General features: G+C 68.3%; 22 protein-coding genes. 12 read left to right on the top strand and 10 right to left on the bottom strand.

Going from position 1 to position 17,862, the window contains the following annotated elements; genetic code table 11:
* Position 1 precedes the first annotated feature (1 nt).
* Together ACW172_RS02255 and ACW172_RS02250 are read right to left on the bottom strand one after the other, a co-directional pair.
* A complete protein-coding gene (locus tag ACW172_RS02255) occupies positions 2 to 1,174 on the bottom strand; it encodes an MFS transporter (RefSeq protein WP_492033573.1) in 1,173 nt (390 codons plus the stop codon).
* Between the two features lie 12 nt (positions 1,175 to 1,186).
* Positions 1,187 to 2,221 (bottom strand): aldo/keto reductase, encoded by a 1,035-nt coding sequence (locus ACW172_RS02250; RefSeq protein WP_492033572.1) that lies wholly within the window; start codon positions 2,219 to 2,221, stop codon positions 1,187 to 1,189.
* Positions 2,222 to 2,307: 86 nt separating this feature from the next.
* On the opposite strand from ACW172_RS02250, the gene ACW172_RS02245 reads away from it, so the two are divergent.
* Entirely contained in the window at positions 2,308 to 3,213 is a 906-nt protein-coding gene (locus tag ACW172_RS02245; RefSeq protein ID WP_492033571.1) for a LysR family transcriptional regulator, read from the top strand.
* On the opposite strand, the gene ACW172_RS02240 is transcribed toward ACW172_RS02245, so the two are convergent.
* From ACW172_RS02240 to ACW172_RS02225, 4 genes are all read right to left on the bottom strand, one after another.
* Positions 3,210 to 3,776, bottom strand: coding sequence for an NADPH-dependent FMN reductase (locus ACW172_RS02240; RefSeq protein WP_492033570.1), 567 nt, complete (start codon positions 3,774 to 3,776; stop codon positions 3,210 to 3,212). The two genes, ACW172_RS02245 and ACW172_RS02240, sit on opposite strands and share 4 nt — an antisense overlap.
* Positions 3,773 to 6,133, bottom strand: coding sequence for a ribonuclease R (gene rnr / locus ACW172_RS02235; protein ID WP_492033569.1), 2,361 nt, complete (start codon positions 6,131 to 6,133; stop codon positions 3,773 to 3,775). Before rnr ends, ACW172_RS02240 begins: the two co-directional genes overlap by 4 nt.
* A 42-nt stretch (positions 6,134 to 6,175) precedes the next feature.
* Positions 6,176 to 6,697 carry a protease adaptor protein RcdA gene (rcdA, locus tag ACW172_RS02230; protein WP_492033568.1) on the bottom strand — a complete coding sequence of 174 codons (522 nt, stop codon included), beginning with the start codon at positions 6,695 to 6,697 and terminating at the stop codon, positions 6,176 to 6,178.
* Between the two features lie 144 nt (positions 6,698 to 6,841).
* Positions 6,842 to 7,048, bottom strand: a complete 207-nt coding sequence (locus ACW172_RS02225; RefSeq protein WP_492033567.1) for a DUF1192 domain-containing protein — start codon at positions 7,046 to 7,048, stop codon at positions 6,842 to 6,844.
* A gap of 78 nt (positions 7,049 to 7,126) precedes the next feature.
* Between ACW172_RS02225 and ACW172_RS02220 the strand changes: the two genes are divergently transcribed.
* A complete protein-coding gene (locus ACW172_RS02220) occupies positions 7,127 to 8,098 on the top strand; it encodes an NAD(P)H-quinone oxidoreductase (protein WP_492033566.1) in 972 nt (323 codons plus the stop codon).
* A gap of 3 nt (positions 8,099 to 8,101) precedes the next feature.
* Here ACW172_RS02220 and ACW172_RS02215 read toward each other — a convergent pair whose 3' ends face one another.
* The gene (locus ACW172_RS02215) at positions 8,102 to 8,995 is read right to left on the bottom strand and encodes a beta/gamma crystallin-related protein (RefSeq protein ID WP_492033565.1); all 894 of its coding nucleotides are present in this window, start codon (positions 8,993 to 8,995) and stop codon (positions 8,102 to 8,104) included.
* A gap of 222 nt (positions 8,996 to 9,217) precedes the next feature.
* Here ACW172_RS02215 and ACW172_RS02210 point away from each other — a divergent pair, with 222 nt between their 5' ends.
* Entirely contained in the window at positions 9,218 to 9,886 is a 669-nt protein-coding gene (locus ACW172_RS02210) for a DUF1013 domain-containing protein (protein WP_492033564.1), read from the top strand.
* Between the two features lie 127 nt (positions 9,887 to 10,013).
* Here ACW172_RS02210 and ACW172_RS02205 read toward each other — a convergent pair whose 3' ends face one another.
* Positions 10,014 to 10,187, bottom strand: coding sequence for a YdcH family protein (locus ACW172_RS02205; protein WP_492033563.1), 174 nt, complete (start codon positions 10,185 to 10,187; stop codon positions 10,014 to 10,016).
* A gap of 124 nt (positions 10,188 to 10,311) precedes the next feature.
* Between ACW172_RS02205 and ACW172_RS02200 the strand changes: the two genes are divergently transcribed.
* From ACW172_RS02200 to ACW172_RS02180, 5 genes are all read left to right on the top strand, one after another.
* Positions 10,312 to 10,950: a UbiX family flavin prenyltransferase gene (locus ACW172_RS02200; protein WP_492033562.1), complete on the top strand. Its 639-nt coding sequence runs from the start codon at positions 10,312 to 10,314 to the stop codon at positions 10,948 to 10,950.
* Positions 10,947 to 11,417 (top strand): TIGR02444 family protein, encoded by a 471-nt coding sequence (locus ACW172_RS02195; protein WP_492033561.1) that lies wholly within the window; start codon positions 10,947 to 10,949, stop codon positions 11,415 to 11,417. Before ACW172_RS02200 ends, ACW172_RS02195 begins: the two co-directional genes overlap by 4 nt.
* A gap of 55 nt (positions 11,418 to 11,472) precedes the next feature.
* Complete coding sequence (locus ACW172_RS02190) at positions 11,473 to 11,697, top strand: YdcH family protein (protein ID WP_492033560.1); 225 nt, start codon at positions 11,473 to 11,475, stop codon at positions 11,695 to 11,697.
* A 96-nt stretch (positions 11,698 to 11,793) separates the two neighbouring features.
* Entirely contained in the window at positions 11,794 to 12,903 is a 1,110-nt protein-coding gene (gene tgt / locus ACW172_RS02185; protein ID WP_492033559.1) for a tRNA guanosine(34) transglycosylase Tgt, read from the top strand.
* Positions 12,904 to 12,905: 2 nt separating this feature from the next.
* Positions 12,906 to 13,205, top strand: a complete 300-nt coding sequence (locus tag ACW172_RS02180; protein WP_492033558.1) for a hypothetical protein — start codon at positions 12,906 to 12,908, stop codon at positions 13,203 to 13,205.
* Here the strand turns inward: ACW172_RS02180 and ACW172_RS02175 are convergent.
* On the bottom strand, positions 13,202 to 13,738 hold the full coding sequence (locus tag ACW172_RS02175; RefSeq protein ID WP_492033557.1) for a hypothetical protein: 537 nt from the start codon (positions 13,736 to 13,738) through the stop codon (positions 13,202 to 13,204). The two genes, ACW172_RS02180 and ACW172_RS02175, sit on opposite strands and share 4 nt — an antisense overlap.
* 92 nt (positions 13,739 to 13,830) lie before the next feature.
* Here ACW172_RS02175 and ACW172_RS02170 point away from each other — a divergent pair, with 92 nt between their 5' ends.
* The 4 genes from ACW172_RS02170 (at position 13,831) to ACW172_RS02155 (ending at position 17,137) form a co-directional block, all read left to right on the top strand.
* The gene (locus ACW172_RS02170; RefSeq protein ID WP_492033556.1) at positions 13,831 to 14,613 is read left to right on the top strand and encodes an ATP-binding cassette domain-containing protein; all 783 of its coding nucleotides are present in this window, start codon (positions 13,831 to 13,833) and stop codon (positions 14,611 to 14,613) included.
* Positions 14,606 to 16,159: an ABC transporter permease/substrate-binding protein gene (locus ACW172_RS02165; protein WP_492033555.1), complete on the top strand. Its 1,554-nt coding sequence runs from the start codon at positions 14,606 to 14,608 to the stop codon at positions 16,157 to 16,159. Before ACW172_RS02170 ends, ACW172_RS02165 begins: the two co-directional genes overlap by 8 nt.
* The gene (locus ACW172_RS02160; protein ID WP_492033554.1) at positions 16,156 to 16,638 is read left to right on the top strand and encodes a YybH family protein; all 483 of its coding nucleotides are present in this window, start codon (positions 16,156 to 16,158) and stop codon (positions 16,636 to 16,638) included. Before ACW172_RS02165 ends, ACW172_RS02160 begins: the two co-directional genes overlap by 4 nt.
* Positions 16,639 to 16,708: 70 nt before the next feature.
* Positions 16,709 to 17,137 carry a cupin domain-containing protein gene (locus ACW172_RS02155; RefSeq protein WP_492033553.1) on the top strand — a complete coding sequence of 143 codons (429 nt, stop codon included), beginning with the start codon at positions 16,709 to 16,711 and terminating at the stop codon, positions 17,135 to 17,137.
* On the opposite strand, the gene ACW172_RS02150 is transcribed toward ACW172_RS02155, so the two are convergent.
* Positions 17,138 to 17,665, bottom strand: coding sequence for a gamma carbonic anhydrase family protein (locus ACW172_RS02150; RefSeq protein ID WP_492033552.1), 528 nt, complete (start codon positions 17,663 to 17,665; stop codon positions 17,138 to 17,140). It lies immediately after the preceding gene.
* Between the last annotated feature and the right edge of the window lie 197 nt (positions 17,666 to 17,862).

The raw sequence follows: 17,862 nt of genomic DNA, 5'->3' as shown, positions 1-17,862 counted from the left end.
CTCAGGCCGTCCCCTCGGCCGTCGCGATCCGCCTCGCAGGCCGCGCGAGGATCAGGGCGAAGACCAGACCCGCGGCGGCCGCGACCGCGCCGGCCAGGGCGACCGCCGGAAGCCCCAGCCCGCCCGCGATCACCGCCCCGCCCAGGGCCGCGCCGATGGCGTTGCCGAGGTTGAAGGCGCCGATATTGACCGCCGAGGCGAGGTTGGGCGCATCGGCGGCGGCGGTCATGACCCGAACCTGCAGCGGCGGGACGAGGGCGAAGCTGGCCACGCCCCACAGGAAGATGACCACCGCGCTGGGCGCCGCGAACGGCATGACGAGGGCGAAGGCGACCAGCAGGACGGCGAGGGCGGCCAGGGTGACGATCAGGGTGCGGTCCACCGACTTGTCCGCGAACCGCCCGCCCAGCCAGTTCCCGAGCGTCAGGCCGAGGCCATAGGTCACCAGCATGGCGGTGACGAAGCCGAGGGAGGCGTGGGTCTGCTCTTTCAGGATCGGGGCGATATAGGTGAAGACGGTGAACATGGCGCTGGACCCGATCACGGTCAGGGCCAGGGCCGAAAGGACCGATCCCTTCTTCAGGACGCGCAGTTCGTCGGCGACGTTTCCGCCCGTCGGCGCGGGCAGGGCCGGCAAGGTCAGGCGCAGGGCGGCCATGACCACCGCGCCGATCCCGGCGATGCCCCAGAAGGAGGCGCGCCAGCCCAGGACGTCTCCGGCCCACGTCGCCAGCGGCACGCCGACGACATTGGCGATGGTCAGGCCCATGAACATGGCGGCGACCGCGCCCGCTCGACGGTTGGGGGCGACGAGGCCGGCGGCGACGACCGAGCCGACGCCGAAGAAGGCGCCGTGGTTCAGGGAGGTCACGATCCGGGCGATCAGCAGCATCGTATAGTCGGTCGAGACCGCCGACAGCAGGTTGCCGACCGTGAAGATGCCGACGAGGCCGATCAGCAGGGTGCGTCTGGGAACCCGGCCGGTGGTCAGGGTCATCAGCGGGGCGCCGAGCATGACGCCCAGCGCATAGGCGCTGATCAGCAGGCCTGCCGTGGGGATGGAGACGCCGAGATCGGTGGCCATCACGGGCAGCAGGCCCATGGGGGCGAACTCGGTCACGCCGATGCCGAAGGCGCCGGCGGCGAGGGCGAGGAGGGGGAGGTTCAGTTTCATCGTTGTCTCGGCTCAGACGAGCGGCGGGTTGAGGCGGGCGAAGCCGGCCTGCTGGCGATAGGGGGTGTGGGGATAGGCGGGCAGGACGTCGCTGGCGGCGTCGAGCACGGCGACCTGTTGGGCCGTCAACGTCCAGCCGACAGCCCCGAGGTTCTGGCGCAGCTGTTCCTCATTGCGGGCGCCGATGATGACCGAGGACACGGTCGGGCGTTGCAGCAGCCAGTTCAGGGCGATCTGGGGCACGGTCTTGCCGGTTTCGGCGGCGACGGCGTCGAGCGCATCGACGACACGGTACAGGTGCTCATCCTCGACCGGCGGGGCGAAGACGGCGGTGTCGTGCAGCCGGCTGCCGGCCGGGATGGGCGCATCACGGCGGATCTTGCCGGTCAGGCGTCCCCAGCCGAGGGGGCTCCAGACCAGGGCGCCGATGTTCTGGTCGGCCGCCAGCGGCATCAGATCGGCCTCATAGGCCCGGCCGATCAGGGAGTAGTAGACCTGATGGGCGACGAAGCGGGGCCTGGCGTCGCGCTCGGCGATCCTTTGCGCCTTCATCAGGGCCCAGCCCGGATAGTTGGAGACGCCGGTATAGCGGACCTTGCCGGAGCTCACGAGGACGTCGAGGGTCGCCAGAAGCTCCTCGGCCGGGGTCGAGGCGTCGAAGGCGTGGAGTTGCAGCAGGTCGATATGGTCCGTGCCGAGCCGCTTCAGGGCGTCGTCGACGGAGCGGATCAGACGGCCGCGCGACACGCCCCACTCTCCGGGGCCATCGCCGGTCGGCAGGCCGGTCTTGGTCGAGATCAGGACGTCGTCGCGACGGCCCTTGATCGCCTCGCCCAGCACCCGCTCGGAGGCGCCGTCGGAATAGACGTCGGCGGTGTCGAACAGAGTAACCCCGGCCTCCAGGCAGATGTCGATCAGGCGGCGGGCCTCGTCGACGTCGCTGGTCCCCCATGCGCCGAACAGGGGGCCGGAGCCGCCGAACGTCCCCGTGCCGAAGCTGAGAACCGGGACCCGCAGGCCCGATGCGCCGAGTTGACGATATTCCATGACTGACCGCTCCAATGTGTCCGGGTGCACAAATGGACGCGAGGCGCGCGTGGGTTTAGTGGGGTCTCGGGCCAAGGATATTTGCTTTGAACGCACAAGTGCAGACGGGAACGGATCGGGCGCGGGAGATGGAGGTCTTCGCCGCCGTGGTCGACGCCGGCAGCCTGTCGGCGGCGGGGCGACGGCTGGGGCTGACGCCCTCGGCCGTGGGGCGGACCGTCGACCGGATCGAGGCGCGGCTGGGCGTGCGGCTGATGCTGCGGACCACGCGGCAGCTGACCCTGTCGGCCGAGGGCCAGTCCTATCTGGCGGCGGCGCGGCGCATCCTGGCCGACATCGCTGACGCCGAGCAGTCGGTCGCCGATCAGGGCGCGCCGAGGGGACGCTTGCGGGTCAGCGTCGCCCTGGCCCACGGACGGCTGGTCATCGTGCCTCTGCTGCGCGAGTTCACCGCGCTTTATCCGCACATCCTGGTCGATATCGGCCTGACCGACGGGCTGGTCGATGTGGCGGCCGGGCAGGCGGATGTGGCGATCCGCTTCGGCCTGCTGGCCGACAGCGGCCTGACCGCGAGGAAGCTGGGCGAGACCGGGCGGGTGGTGGTCGCCTCGCCCGACTATCTGGCGCGGCGGGGAGTACCGAAGGTTCCCGCGGACCTGCTGGACCACGACTGTCTGAACTTCAACTTCCGCCGGGCCGAGCCGGTCTGGCCGTTCCGGCGCGACGGCCGCGACTTCGCCCTGACGGTCCACGGGCCGGTCGAGGCCAACAACGGCGAAACCCTGACCCAGCTGGCGCGGGACGGGGTGGGCATCACCCGGGTCGGGGCGTTCAGCGCCGTGGACGACATTCGCGAGGGGCGGCTGGTCCCCCTGCTGGAGGCCTTCAACCCCGGTGACCGCGAGCCGATCCATGCGGTCTTCGTCGGCGGCGCCAATATGCCGGCGCGGGTCCGGGTCTTCGTCGACTTCCTGACGGAGCGGCTGGCCTAGGGGTTCCGAACCCGTTCGCAGTGACCGGCGAACCCCGCGACGAAGGCGGCGAGGCGACGGGCGATGGCCTCGTCGGTCAGTTCGCCGTTCTCGTTGAAGACCGAACCGGCGCGCTGGACCATCAGACGCTCACCGGCCCAGTGGTCGGCGCCGAGGGTGCGCAGCACGGGCAGCCAGGCGGCCTGGCTCATGATCGTGCCGAAGCCGCCCGGCGAGGCGCCCAGCACCGCCACCGGCCGTCCGCCGAAGACACGGCCGATGTCCGACGACGGGCGGCTGAGCCAGTCGATGGCGTTCTTGAACACCCCGGGGATGCCGTTGTTGTACTCGGGCGTGAACAGCATCAGGCCCTCGGCGCCGAGGATCAGGTCCTTGAGCGCCGTCACGGCGGAGGGAATGCCCTGATCCCGCTCCAGATCGCCGTTGTACAGCGGGATGCCCTCGATCGAGCCCGCGACCAGCTCCACGTCTGGCGGCGTCATGCCTTGCGCCGCGCGCAGCAGGGCGGTGTTGAACGAGCCGGCGCGCAGGCTGCCGGAAACGCCGATCAGTCGCACGGTCATTTGCGCTTGCCCTTCCTGACGCCCTTAAGCCCGCCCGAAGGCCGGCCGCCGCGCGGAGGTTTGGGACCGCCGGGACGGCCGGAGCCGCGCTTGGGCGGACCGTTGCCGCCGCCCGGACCGCGGTCGCGGGCGCGGACGCCGTAGCGGGGGCGCGGGGCGTTGGGATCGCGCGGCTCCGGGTCCGACAGCATCTCGAACAGCAGTCCGCCGGTGACCGGGGTGGCCTCCTTGAGCTTCACCTGCACGGCGCGGCCCAGGGTGTAGCGCTGGCCCGAGCGTTCGCCGACCAGGGCGTGGGCGCGGTCGTCGTGGGTGAAGTATTCGTCGCCGAGCGAGGAGACGGGGACCAGGCCGTCGGCGCCGGTCTCCTCCAGCCGCACGAACAGGCCGAAGCGGGTGACGCCGGTGATCCGCCCGTCGAAGGTCGCCCCGACGCGGTCCTCGAGGAAGGCGGCGACATAGCGATCCATGGCGTCGCGCTCAGCGGCCATGGAGCGGCGCTCGGTCTGGGTCACCTGTTCGGCGATGGCCTGAAGCTCGGCGATCTCGCGGTCCGTCAGCCCGTCCGACCCGAGATTCAGCGCCCGGATCAGGCCCCGGTGCACGATCAGGTCGGAATAGCGCCGGATCGGCGAGGTGAAGTGGGCGTAGCGGTCGAGGTGCAGGCCGAAGTGGCCGACATTGTCCGGCGAATAGACCGCCTGCATCTGGCTGCGCAGCACGACCTCATTGACGACATCGGCGTGGGGACCGTCGCGGGTCTGGTCCAGCAGTTTGTTGAACCGTTTGGTCGTCGCCGGCTCGCCCTTGTTCCAGGGCATGGCGATGGTCGAGAGGAAGTCGGCCAGGTTGAAGATCTTCTCCTGACTGGGCGCCTCGTGGACGCGGTAGATCAGGGGGACCTTCTTCTGCTCCAGCGTTTCCGCCGCGCAGACGTTGGCCTGGATCATCATCTCCTCGATCAGCCGGTGGGCCTCCAGCGACTTGCGTGGGACGATGGCGGCGATGCCCCCGTCCTTGCCCATCAGGATCCGGCGCTCGGCGCTCTCGATCTGCAGCGGGCTGCGCTTCAGTCGGCCCTTGAGCATGGTCTGATAGGCGTTCCACAGCGGGTACAGGATGGTGTCCATGATCGGACCCGTGGTGTCGTCCGTGCCGCCGCCGTTCTCGACCCCGTCGATGGCGGCCTGGGCCTGCTCGTAGCTGAGCTTGGCGTGGGACCGCATCAGGCCGCGGTGGAACTTGTGGCCCGTCTTCTTGCCCTCCTTGTCGAAGACCATGCGAACGGAGAGGGTCGCGCGGTTCTCGCCTTCCTTGAGGCTGCAGAGGCCATTCGACAGCCGCTCGGGCAGCATCGGCTCGACGCGGTCGGGGAAGTAGGTGGAGTTGCCCTTGGCCCGGGCCTCGCGGTCAAGCGCCGTGCCGGGGCGGACATAGGCGGCGACGTCGGCGATGGCGACCCAGACGATCCAGCCGCCGGGGTTCTTCTCGTCCTCGTCGCGCTGGGCGAAGACGGCGTCGTCGTGGTCGCGCGCGTCGGCGGGGTCGATGGTGACGAAGGGAATGTCGCGCAGGTCGTCGCGACCCTTCAGCGTCGGCAGGTCCTGGTTCTCGGCCTCCTTCTCGACGGCGTCGGAGAAGCCGGTCGGGACGCCGTGGGCGTAGATGGCGATCAGGGAGGCGGCGCGGGGGTCGTCCTCCTTGCCGATCTTCTCGAGGATCCTGCCGCGTTTGGGCCCGTGGCGATGGTCGGACTTCTCCGCCGTGGCCAGGACCAGGTCGCCGTCGCGCAGGTCCTCGGCCAGCAGGGGCGGGATGAACAGCACGTCCTTGGAACGTCGATCGACGGGCTCGACGCGGGTCTCGCGGTTGGACTTGCGGATGACGCCCAGGATGCGACCGTGACCGTTGTCCAGCTTCTTGACGACGCGGGCTTCCCAGCCTTCCTCGCCCCGTTCGAATTTGACGAGCAGGCGGTCGCCCATGCCGGGCGCCGGCCCCGATTTGCCGGTCTTGTCGGGGATCAGGACGGCGCGCGGGGCGTCGGCGGCGGCCTCGACCAGCCGGACATAGAGCTCGCCGTCGACATCCTTTTCGACCACATCGACGACGCCGACCGGGGGCAGGGCGCCGGCTTCGGAGAAGCCCTTGCGACCGCGCTTGCCCAACTTTCCTTCAGCTTCGAGCTCGCGCAGCATTTCGCGCAGGGCGCGGCGTTCCGCGCCCTTCAGGCCGAAGGCGCGGGCCAGATCGGATTTGTCGGCTTCACCCGCCTCGCGCAGGAAGCGCAGCAGGGTTTCCTTGTCGGGAAGGCCGCCGGTGGAAGGACCGGACGGGCGGCGGGGAGGTTTGACCATGAATCGAGGTTAGCGCGGATCGCCCGCGCGCACCACGGAGCCTTAAGACCGGAAGGCCGCTTCCAGCATGCCCAGCTGGCTGAGGACCGGGTTGGCCTCGGCCTCGGCGGGGGCGTCCAGATACATCCGGCGGTCCAGGTACAGGACCCGGTCGTGCAGCTTCTCGGCCCGGACGACGTATTCGATCAGGGCGATGGGCAGTTCGGCGTGGCTCGGCTCGCTTTCCAGCGGGCGGGCGGTCAGGCGATAGCGGGGATCGCAGGCGGCCTCGGGCTCCATGTCGCCCTCGCGGACGGCGCGCTGGACCAGCAGCCAGGAGGCGACCTGCATCAAACGGGTCGTCAGCTTCATGCTCTCGGCGGCATAGGCCAGGGCCGCGGCGCGCGACAGCAGCTTGGATTCCCGGCGGCCGTCGCCGTCCAGATAGGTCGCGGTCTCCTCGACCAGCTCCATGCCTTCGCGGAAGGTGCGCTCGAACAGTTCCGAACGGGCGAAATCATGGATCTCCGCCGCACGGCTGCGCGCGCGGGTCGGGTCGCCGGACTGTTGGTCGTCGCTGGCCATCAACTCAATCATACTCATGGAATACGTACGCGTCCGTCCCGTTCTCGCCCCTGACAGGCGTGGTCACGATCCGGTCTGCAACCGCCATGCCACGAACGGCGACGCTGTCAAACCATTCCGGGACGAAACGCATCGGCTTCGCCATCAACTTCGGAAGTTGAACAGGGCGTCGGCGGCGTTCTTCTTTGCGTGTTTGCCGTCGATGGCGGCCCTGGCGCGGTCGATCTCGGCCTGCAGGGCCTCGATCCGCTCGTTCAGCTCCTCGACGGAATAGAGGTCCAGATCTTCGCGGGCCAGGGCGGTCAGGGTCGCGCCGCGCCCCGAGCGGGGCTCCAGATCTTCGAACGTCATCCTTGGCCTCCATGGTCAGGCGTGGTGCAAGCCCCTATCTGAGCGCCTGGATATCCCCGATTGCAAGGTTTGCCCCGAATGCGGACGATCGAGATTGCCGGCGGCGCCGGTCCCGCCGAGGCCCTGACGCCCGGCGAACGGCCCGATCCCATCGCGGGACCGGGCCAGATCCGCATCCGGGTGAAGGCCGCCGGGGTCAACCGGCCCGATCTGCTGCAGCGCCTCGGCTACTATCCCGCCCCGCCCGGCGCGCCCGACATCCTGGGGCTGGAGGTCGCCGGCGAGGTGGATCAGGTGGGGGAGGGCGCTGCCCGCTGGAGCGTCGGCGACCGGGTCTGCGCCCTGCTCGGCGGCGGGGGTTATGCCGAATATGCGGTGGTCGACGCCCGCCACGCCCTGCCGATCCCGGACGGGCTGGATTTCGTCCAGGCGGCGGCCCTGCCCGAGACGGTCTTCACCGTCTTCACCAACGTTTTCGAAGGCGGGGCGCTGAAGGCGGGCGAGACCCTGCTGATCCACGGCGCAACCAGCGGCATCGGGGTCACCGCCATTCAGATGGCCAAGGCGGCGGGCGCGCGGGTCATCGGCACCTCGCGCGGGCCGGAGAAGACGGCGGCGGCGAAAGCCCTCGGCGCCGACATCAGTCTGGATGCGAAGACAGACGATCTGGCGGCGGCGCTCGCTGAGGCGGGCGGAGTCGATGTGGTGCTGGACATGGTCGGCGCCGACTATGCCGCCCTGAACCTGAAGGCGCTCAAGCCCTTCGGCCGCTGGGTGGTGATCGCGACGCTTTCAGGCGCGCGGGCCGAGGTCAATCTGTCGGAACTGATGATGAAACGCATCGTCCTGACCGGCTCGACCCTCAGGGCACGGCCGGCCGACGAGAAGGCGCGGCTGGCGGCGGCGGTCGAGGCGACCGTCTGGCCCTGGGTGGCGTCCGGGGCGGTGCGGCCGCCGGTCGAGGCGACCTTCCCGCTGAAACAGGCCGATCAGGCCCACCTCCGGCTGGAAGCGGGCCATCACATCGGCAAGGTGGTCCTGACCCTTTAGGGTCTACCAGCCGCGCACAGGACGCAGCGACGAGATCCGGTCGTTGAGCGCGGTGTTGTTCAGGTTGCGGACGTCGCCGGTGAAGGTCTGGCAGGTCCCCCGGAAGTACGGATCCGAACAGGCTTCCCAGGCACCGTTCATCTGCATGGAGCTGATGTTGTCGTTCAGCTGGCGACGGCCGAGGTTGGGCATTTCGCCGTTGAAGGTCGCCGAGCCGCCGCGGAAGTTGGAATCCTCATAGACGGTGATGGAGTTGCGTCCGCCCCAGCCGCCGCCGTTGCCGCCGCCGTTGCCATTGCCCGGGCCGTTGCCGCCGCCCCAGCCGCCGCCGTTTCCGGGACGGTCGTCACGCTCGAACCGGCCGAGCGCGCCGTTGCAGGCCAGCAGGCCGTTGCTGTTGCTGATGTCGCCCCGGCACTGGCCAAACTCGATCGAGGTCGAGCGCCGGTCGCCGCGGGTGTCGGAGCACTGGGCGTAGAGGCGGCCGCTGTCGACGCGGATGCTGTTGCAGCTGCGCGTGTAGCTGCCGTCGGGCTGGCGGCCGTTCCAGCCCCCGCCGTTGTTGCCGCCGCCGTTGCCGCCCCCATTGCCGCCACCGCGGTTCTCGAGGCGCGCCTGGGCGCCGTTGCAGGCCAGCAGGCCCTGGTTGTTGCTGATGTCGCCGGCGCAGCGGCCGTACTCGATGGAGCTGTAGCGCGACTCGCGACCATTGCCCGTGCGGCATTCGGCATAGAGGCGACCGCCGTCGACGCGGGCGTCGGAGCAGGTCTGGATATAGCTGCCACCCGGCTGGCCGCCGCCGTTGCCGCCACGCTGGGCGCTGGCCGACATCGGGGTCAGCAGGGTCAGGGCGGCGAAAGCCGCGGCGGAGATTGAGACGCTGGTCTTGATCGACATGATGTTCCCTCCAGAACGATATCGCGGCCGGAGCCGCCCTGGTCCTCACGCTCGGCCATACAACCTGAACCTTAGCTGTACGACGATGACAGTTCTTGTCACGCAACGTTTTCTTTTACTGCGAAACGGCCTATATCCCGAACATCGCGCCCGGCCGAAAGGTCGGGCGCCGCTGTATCCAGAACCCGCCAGAGCGGGTCGAACCTTCCGGGACATATGCCCATGACCGACATCCTCATGCCCAAGGCCACCGCGGTCTGGATGGTGGATAACACCTCCCTGACCTTCGAGCAGATCGCCGATTTCTGCGGCCTGCACCCTCTGGAAGTGCGCGGCATCGCCGACGGCGACGTGGCCCGCGACATCCGCGGCGTCGATCCCATCACCGGCGGCCAGCTGACGCGCGAAGAGCTCGACAAGGCCCAGGAGAACCCCGACTACCGCATGAAGGCGGTGGTCAGCCGTCACGCCGAACTGCTCAAGTCCAACAAGCCGGCCCCGAAATATACCCCGGTGTCGCGCCGTCAGGACCGCCCGGACGCCATCGCCTGGTTCGTGCGCAACCACCCCGAGGTGACCGACGCTCAGATCGCCAAGCTGCTGGGCACCACCAAATCGACCATCGAGAGCGTGCGCAACCGCACCCACTGGAACAGCTCCAACATCAAGCCGGTCGATCCGGTGACCCTGGGCCTGGTCGGCCAGCTGGTCCTGGACGAGCTGATCTCCAAGGCGGCGGCCAAGAAGAACAAGGACGACCTAAAGAAGGGCGGCGGCGTCCTCCAGCCGGTCGAACCGGAAGTCGTCGAGGAAGAAGAGTTTGTCCCCGAGGCCGCCGAACGTCGCACCTCCGAATGGACCGCCGAGTCGGTCTTCGGCACGAAGGAATAAGGGGGAGACCCCTCCACCACTGCGCAAGCGCGCGGTGGTCCCCCTCCCCACGGCGTGGGGAGGAAGAAAGGCCCCGGGGAGCATTCCCCGGGGCCTTTCCAATTCTGGTTTTACAGATCCCCCGGACCTAACCCGTCCGGGCCTCGAGACTGGTAATCTCCTCCTTCAATCGGAGCTTTCTTCGCTTGAGCTCCCTGACCTGCAGCGGATCCGACGACGGGTGGATCAGCTCCCGCTGGATGGTCTCATCCAGCTGACGATGCCGATTTCCCAACTCCCGGATACGAGCTTCGATGGTCATGGCTTGCGCCTCCATGTCTAAGGGACCACACAGTGAGCGCCCGGATCGGCGGCCTGTGAAATCACGGTTGAGTGACGACCACAGACCCTGAACCGCTCCGGACCCGGAGAGCCTGAAGCCCAATATGGACCCTGATGTGAACGGAGCTGTACGGAACCCCGCGACATCCAGCCGCCCCCGGGACCGGGCTCGTCTAGTGGTCGGAATTTCCGGGGCTTCGGGCGTCGTCCACGGCGTGCGGGTGCTGGACGCCCTGCGGGAACTGGACGTCGAGAGCCATCTGGTCGTGACCCGGGCGGCCCTGCTGACCCTGTCGCAGGAGACCGATCTGACGCCCGACGACCTGACCGGTCGCGCCGATGTGACGCATCGGCTGAACGACGTCGGCGCCGCCATCGCCTCGGGCTCTTTCCGGACGCTGGGAATGATCGTCGCGCCCTGTTCGGTCCGCACCATGAGCGAGATCGCCACGGGGGTGACCTCGTCGCTCCTGACCCGCGCCGCCGACGTGGTCCTGAAGGAGCGGCGGCCTCTGGTCCTGATGGTGCGCGAGACCCCGCTGCATCTGGGTCACCTTCGGACCATGACCTCGCTGGCCGAGATGGGGGCGACCATCGCCCCGCCTCTGCCGGCCTTCTATGCGAAGCCGACCTCCATCGCCGAGATGGTGGATCAGTCCGTTGGCCGGGCGCTGGATCTGTTCGGCCTCGACTGGTCGCCGGTGAAGCGCTGGGACGGATTGAAGGGGCCCGCCGACGAATGAGCGACGGCCTCTGGGACTGGGCGCTCAAGGCCTATGCGGCGCCGGGGGTGGCGGACGCCTGCCTGCATCTTCAGGATGCGGCCGATCAGAATGTGCCCCTGCTGCTTTGGGCCGCCTGGGTCGCCGAGACGGGACGCCGTCCCGACGAGGACGACATCGAGGCCGCGTGCGACACCGCCCGGGCCTGGGCCGACAGCGCCGTCTCGCCCCTGCGCGCCGTCCGTCGCATCCTTAAGGCCCCGATCCCCGACATGGACGATGCGGCGCGCGAGGCCGTGCGCGAACAGATCAAGGCGGTGGAGCTTCTGGCCGAGCGCAAGCTTCTGGAAGCGCTGGAGGCCCTCGCTCCCGCGCCCTCGGGTTCGCCACGCCGCGCCATCGAGGGGTTGGTGGAGACGGCCCGGCTCTGGGCCCGGATCGTGCCCCGTCCGGCGCTGGTCTTGCTCTCCGAATCCCTTCCGGCCTGAGCCGCGGTCAGGTATAAAACCAGCGCTCGTCCCGAGGACGGGCCGGGACTGATTCATGAACGACGACGAACCCTTCGTAACCGACGACGAGCTTGCGCTGCATGACGAGGTCAAGCACCTGCGGCAGGAGCATTCGGACCTCGACGCCGCCATTGAGGCCCTGGGTCATATGCCGATCCCGGACCAGCTGCGCATCGCCCGGCTGAAGCGCAAGAAGCTGCAACTGCGCGACGAGATCGTGAAGATCGAGAGCCGCATTCTTCCGGACATCATCGCCTAGGCGGACGCCCCGGATTCGGTCCGGCGCTTTTTCACAGTTTCGCCCCACGCGATCCTGTATGACGCGCGATCCTGACTTGCTGCCCCGGACTTCGCCTTGCCCTTTCCGTTCGAGATTTCCGCCACCGAAGGCCGCGCCCGCACCGGCGTCCTGAAGACGTCGCGCGGCGACATTCGCACGCCGGCCTTCATGCCGGTCGGCACCGTGGCCACGGTCAAGGCGATGACGGTCGATCAGGTCAAGGCGACCGGCGCCGACATCATCCTGGGCAACACCTACCACCTGATGCTGCGCCCGGGCCCCGAGCGGATGGAACGTCTGGGCGGGCTTCACAAATTCATGGGCTGGGACAAGCCGATCCTGACCGACAGCGGCGGCTTCCAGGTCATGTCCCTGGCCGGCATCTCCAAGGTGAAGGAGGAGGCGGTGACCTTCTCCAGCCACATCGACGGTTCCAAGCACGTCCTGTCGCCGGAGCGGTCCATCGAGATCCAGGCCGACCGGATCGGCGCCGACATCTCCATGCAGCTGGACCAGTGCGTGGCCTATCCGGCTGAGAAGGACGCCGCGCGCAAGGCGATGGAGCTCTCGATCCGCTGGGGCCGGCGCTCCAAGGCCGCCTTCGGGACGCGTGAGACGCAAGGCCTGTTCGGCATCCAGCAGGGCTCGACCTTCGAGGACCTGCGCCGCCAGTCATCGGAACAGCTGCAGGAGATCGGCTTCGACGGCTACGCCATCGGCGGTCTGGCCGTCGGCGAGGGCCATCAGGCCATGTGCGAGGTGCTGGACTATGCGCCCGAGATGCTGCCCGCCGACCGGCCGCGCTATCTGATGGGGGTGGGCAAGCCCATCGATCTGGTCGAGGCGGTGTATCGCGGCGTCGACATGTTCGACTGCGTCCTGCCGACCCGGGCCGGGCGGCACGGTCAGGCCTGGACCTGGGACGGGCCGATCAACCTCAAGAACGCCCGTTTCGCCGAAGACCAGGACCCGCTGGACCCGACCATCGACGGGCCGTCGTCACAGTATTCGAAGGCCTATCTGCACCATCTGGTCCGGGCTGATGAAATCCTCGGCAAGGTGCTGCTGAGCTGGCACAACATCGCCTTCTTCCAGGCCCTGACCGCCGCCATGCGCGAAGCCATCGCCCACGGCCGCTTTGAGCAGTTCCGTCGCGACTTCCACGCGCGGCATACGTCGAACTGATCATGCGCATCGAGAAGTCAGGCTTCCACGCCTACAACACCTATCTGGAGGAGCCGCCCCGTCCGGAGGGCAATGAGACGGCGCTGCATCGGCACGTCATCATCATCGGCGGCGACAAATATTCCTTCTTCGCCCGCTGGTCCGGCAAGTTCGCGCACAAGGGCGAGAAGATTTCCTTCGACTGGGACTGGGACAGGACCGGCGAGTTCCGGAACATCGAGAAGACGTCCTTCGAGGCCTTCACGAAGGAAGGCTCGGTCCAGATCCGGGGGGACCGGAGCGATACGGTTCGCCGTCGCTAGCGCTGGCTTCCGCCCCGCGGCCGGAACCATGCGGGGGAGGCCGGCGGGGCGCAGTTGAGCTGCATGCCCAGTCCTTTCAGGAAGGCGCGGCGCAGGCGGCCGGCCTCGATGGCGTCCTGCACGGTGCGCGACCGGGCCTGGGCGCCAGTCAGCATGCGGATCCAGTTGCGGTAGGGGATGAAGTCGGTCGCGGCGTTCTTGATGGCGTCCAGCGCGGCCTTGGCCAGCGCATCCTGCGTCCGTTCGTTCAGGGTCGAGCCGTTCGGGGCGGGGGGCTCGTCGCGGTCGGGCCCGAGCGCCTCGTCCAGCCGCATCACCTCGGCGCCGACGGTCGAGCACTGGTTCAGGTTGCGCTGATCATAGGGATTGGCCTGGGCCTGCAGCAGGACCGTCGGGATCTGGTCGCGACGCACGTTCAGATCGACCAGGGGCGCGGTCACCGCATCGCCGAACCCGCGCTGCACCTGCCCGGCCGTCGAACAGCCGCCCACAACGAGACACAACAGGGCGAGGGGCGGCAACAAACTACGCATGGGGCCATTCACCACGACGGGGCCGTTCCGACAACACTCGCTTTCGGGCGCGACCTCGCCCACTGTGAAGCCTCCCGTCGCAAAGGCCGCCGATGACGTCAGCCCTGATCCTGTCCGGCCTCGGAAAGTCGTTCGACGGCGGCCGGACATGGGCCGTGCGGGACCTGTCGCTGGAGGTGGCGCAGGGTGAGTTCCTGGCCCTGATCGGCGGCTCGGGCTCGGGCAAGACGACCCTGCTCAAGATGATCAACCGGCTGATCGAGCCGGATGTGGGCGAGGTCCATATCGACGGCGCGCTCAACACCGCGACCCCGGCGCCCGAGCTGAGACGGGGCATCGGCTATGTGTTTCAGGGGGCGGGCCTGTTCCCTCACATGACCCTGGCGGAGAACGTCGCGGTGACGCCGCGCCTTCTGGGCTGGTCCGAGGCGGAGATCGCGGCGCGGGTCGCGGAGCTGATGGATATGGTCGAACTGCCGGTCGAGGTCTGGGGCGGGCGGCTTCCGGCCAGCCTGTCGGGCGGCCAGAGGCAGCGCGTGGCCTTCGCCCGGGCCCTGGCGGCGCGGCCGTCGCTGGTCCTGATGGATGAGCCGTTCGGCGCTCTGGACGCCATTTCGCGAGACGGTCTCGCCGAGGCCTACCGCCGGCTGCACGACCAACTCGGCTTGACCACGGTCATGGTCACCCACGACGTCAACGAGGCCCTGCTGATCGCCGATCGGCTGGGCGTGATGCGCGAAGGGCGGCTGGTCGCCTCGGGGCCGCCCGCGGAGCTGATGGGGGAGGGCGCCGACCCCTATGTCCACGACCTGCTGGAGGCCCCGCGTCGGCAGGCCGCCCGGATCGCTTCGAAATTCGGGGGCGCCAATGGATAGCCCCGTCGCGGCCGCCTGGGCGCGGCTGCCCGACTATCTGGGCCAGCATGTGATCCTGAGCGCGCTCGCCCTGCTGCTTGGCGCAGCGATCAGCCTGCCGCTCGCGGTGCTGGCCAGCCGCCGACCGGCCCTGCGCTGGCCGCTGATGACCGGATCGGGCCTGATCCAGACCATCCCGAGCCTCGCCCTTCTGGCGCTCTTCTATCCCCTGCTGCTCGGCCTGTCGGGGCTGATGAAGAGTCTGTTCGGCGTCGGCTTTTCGGCGCTGGGCTTCCTGCCGGCGCTTCTGGCCCTGACGCTGTATTCCATGCTGCCGATGGTGCGGAACACGGTCGCGGGCCTGACCGGGCTGGATCCGGCCGTGCTGGAGGCGGCGCGGGGCGTGGGGATGACGAAGCGTCAGTCCCTGTTCCGCGTCGAACTGCCGCTGGCCGCGCCGGTCATTCTGGCGGGGATCAGAACCAGCGCCGTCTGGGTGATCGGCACCGCAACCCTGTCGACGCCCATCGGCCAGACGTCGCTGGGCAACTACATCTTCACCGGGCTGCAGACCGAGAACTGGGTGTTCGTCCTGTTCGGTTGCGGAGCCTCTGCGGCGCTGGCGCTGGTGGTGGACCAACTTCTTGGGCTCATCGAGAGCGGACTGGCGAGGCGCAGCCGCAAGCGGGTGATCGTGGGCGCCGCCGTCCTGCTGGCCGGGCTGGCTTTGGCCGTCGCCCCTGCCCTGATCCCCAAGCCCGCCACCTATGTCATCGGGTCCAAGACCTTCTCGGAACAGTTCATCCTCTCGGCCCTGATGGCGGACGAGTTGAAGGCGAAGGGGCTGAACGCCTCGGAGCGCAGCGGCCTCGGCTCGACCGTCATCCTGCGTGCGCTGAGCCAGAACGACATCGACGTCTATGTCGAATATTCCGGCACCGTCTGGGGCACGGCGATGGGCCACACCGACAATCCGGGCCGGGAGGAAGTGACGCGCCAAGTCACCGAATGGCTGAAGACGAAGCATGGGATCACCGTCCTCGGCGGCCTCGGCTTCGAGAACGCCTACGCCCTGGCCATGCGGCGTGACCGGGCGGCGGCGCTGAATATCCGGTCGCTGGACGACCTCGGCGGGCGCTCCGGAAATCTGGCCATCGGCGCCGACTATGAGTTCTTCTCCCGGCCCGAATGGACGGCGCTGAAGGACGGCTACGGCCTGAACTTCCGCCAGCAGAAGCAGTACCAGTCGACCTTCATGTATCGGGCTGTGGTCGATGGCGACGTCGACGTCATCTCAGCCTTCTCCAGCGACGGGCGGATCGCGGCCGACGATCTGGTCGTGCTGGCCGATCCGAAGGGCGCCATCCCGCCCTATGACGCCCTGATCCTGATCGCGCCGAAGCGGGCCGGTGACGCCCGGCTGCGCGCCGCCCTCCAGCCTCTGGTCGGCGCCGTTCCCGTCGAAGCGATGCGCGAGGCCAACCAGCAGGTCGACGGCGATACGAACAAGCAGTCCCCCGCCGCCGCCGCCCGATGGCTCAAGACCCGACTGAGGCCCACCCCATGATCCGCACCCTGTTCGCTGCTCTCGCCCTCTCGCTCGCCTTCGCAGCCCCGCTGCGGGCTCAGGAGGCGTTCGACGAAACCGCCGAACGCGCCGCCATCCTGACCGTCATCTCCGACATGCAGGCCGCGTGGAACCGGGGCGACTACGGGGGCTACATGCAGGGCTTCAAGAATCCGGACGTCGTCTTCGTCTCGGGCGGGAAGATCAAGAACGGCTGGCAGGGCGCGCTGGACGACTACATCCGCAACTACGGCCCGACGCCGGAGAGCCGCGGGACCCTGACCTTCTACGACATGACGGTGGAGTTCCTGGCGCCGGATGCAGCCCAGCTGATCGGCCACTACCGGCTGGATCGGCCGGAGAAGCCGATGGAGGGGATCAACACCCGGCTGTTCCGCAAGATCGACGGCCGCTGGGTGATCGCCCTGAACCATGTCTCGGCCTATGAGGTCACGCCGCCGCCTGCATCGGCTCAGTAGGGCGACCGGTCGCAGTGTCCACCGGTGTCATTGAGATTTAGTCTGGCGACATAGACCCTGGAGACCCGCCATGATCCTCGCCGGACTGTTCGCCGCCGCCTTCATCGCTCTGCCTCAGACCGCCGAGCCCGCCGCGCCGCGTCCCATGGTCGTGGTCAAGGAGGCCGATGTGCAGGTCGAGCAGTCGCCGCCGCCGCACAACGGCGTGGGCCGCAGTACCGCCTTCCGCCTGTCGGACGCCGCGCCGGGGCGAAATTTCGAGTTCCGCAAGCGCATCCTGCACCCGGGGGCGACCATCGGCCTGCACGTCCTGACCCATGACGAGATCTATTATGTCGTGAGCGGGCAGGGGGAGGTGGCCTCGGACGGCCGTACCGAGGCCATGGGGCCGGAGACCGCCGCCTATCTTTATGAAGGCGCCGACGTGGGCATCAAGCAGGTCGGGGACGAGCCCCTGGTCCTGATCATCGCCTATCCACTGGCTGCGCGGACGCAATAGTCAGAGCGGCTTCAAATCCGCCGCGAACCGCTTCCAGTTCTGGACATAGTGCCGGGCGGACATCTCCAGCGCGGCGATCTGGCCCTCGTTCAGTTCACGGACGACCTTGCCCGGCTGACCCACGACCATGGAGCCGTCGGGGATGACCTTGCCCTCGGTGATCAGGGCGTTGGCGCCAATCAGGCAGTTCTTCCCGATCACCGCCCCGTTCAGGATCACGGCGCCGATGCCGATCAGGCTGTTGTCGCCGATGGTGCAGCCGTGGAGCATGACCTTGTGCCCGACGGTGACATTGGCCCCGATGGTCAGGGGCGCGCCGGCGTCGGCATGCAGGACGCTGAGGTCCTGGATGTTGCTGTTTTCACCCACCGTCAGGGTATCCGTATCCCCGCGCAGCACGGAACCGAACCAGACGCTGGCGCCCGGTTTCAGAATCACGTCCCCTAGCACCACAGCATTGGGCGCTATCCAGTATTCCCCCTCGGGCGGAAGCTGCGGTTTCTTGTCGCCAAGCGAATACACAGTCATCACAACACCGTCATATCTCAAGAAAATGAGGCCTTTAAGGTCTCGTAAACCACGTTAGCATCAAAGTGTTGATGCGATTCGAGACCCTCTTCTGGTCCCGGATCCGTAACCGGATCAAGCCCGGTCCGGTCAAGCTACGGGGAACGTGAGTGACGCGTTCGGTTCGGCAGCGGTGTTTTCCGCTGGAAGTTGGCCCT

It is taken from the genome of Brevundimonas sp. ALps5, from assembly GCF_058681645.1.
This window is presented reverse-complemented; position numbering and strand designations above follow the sequence as displayed.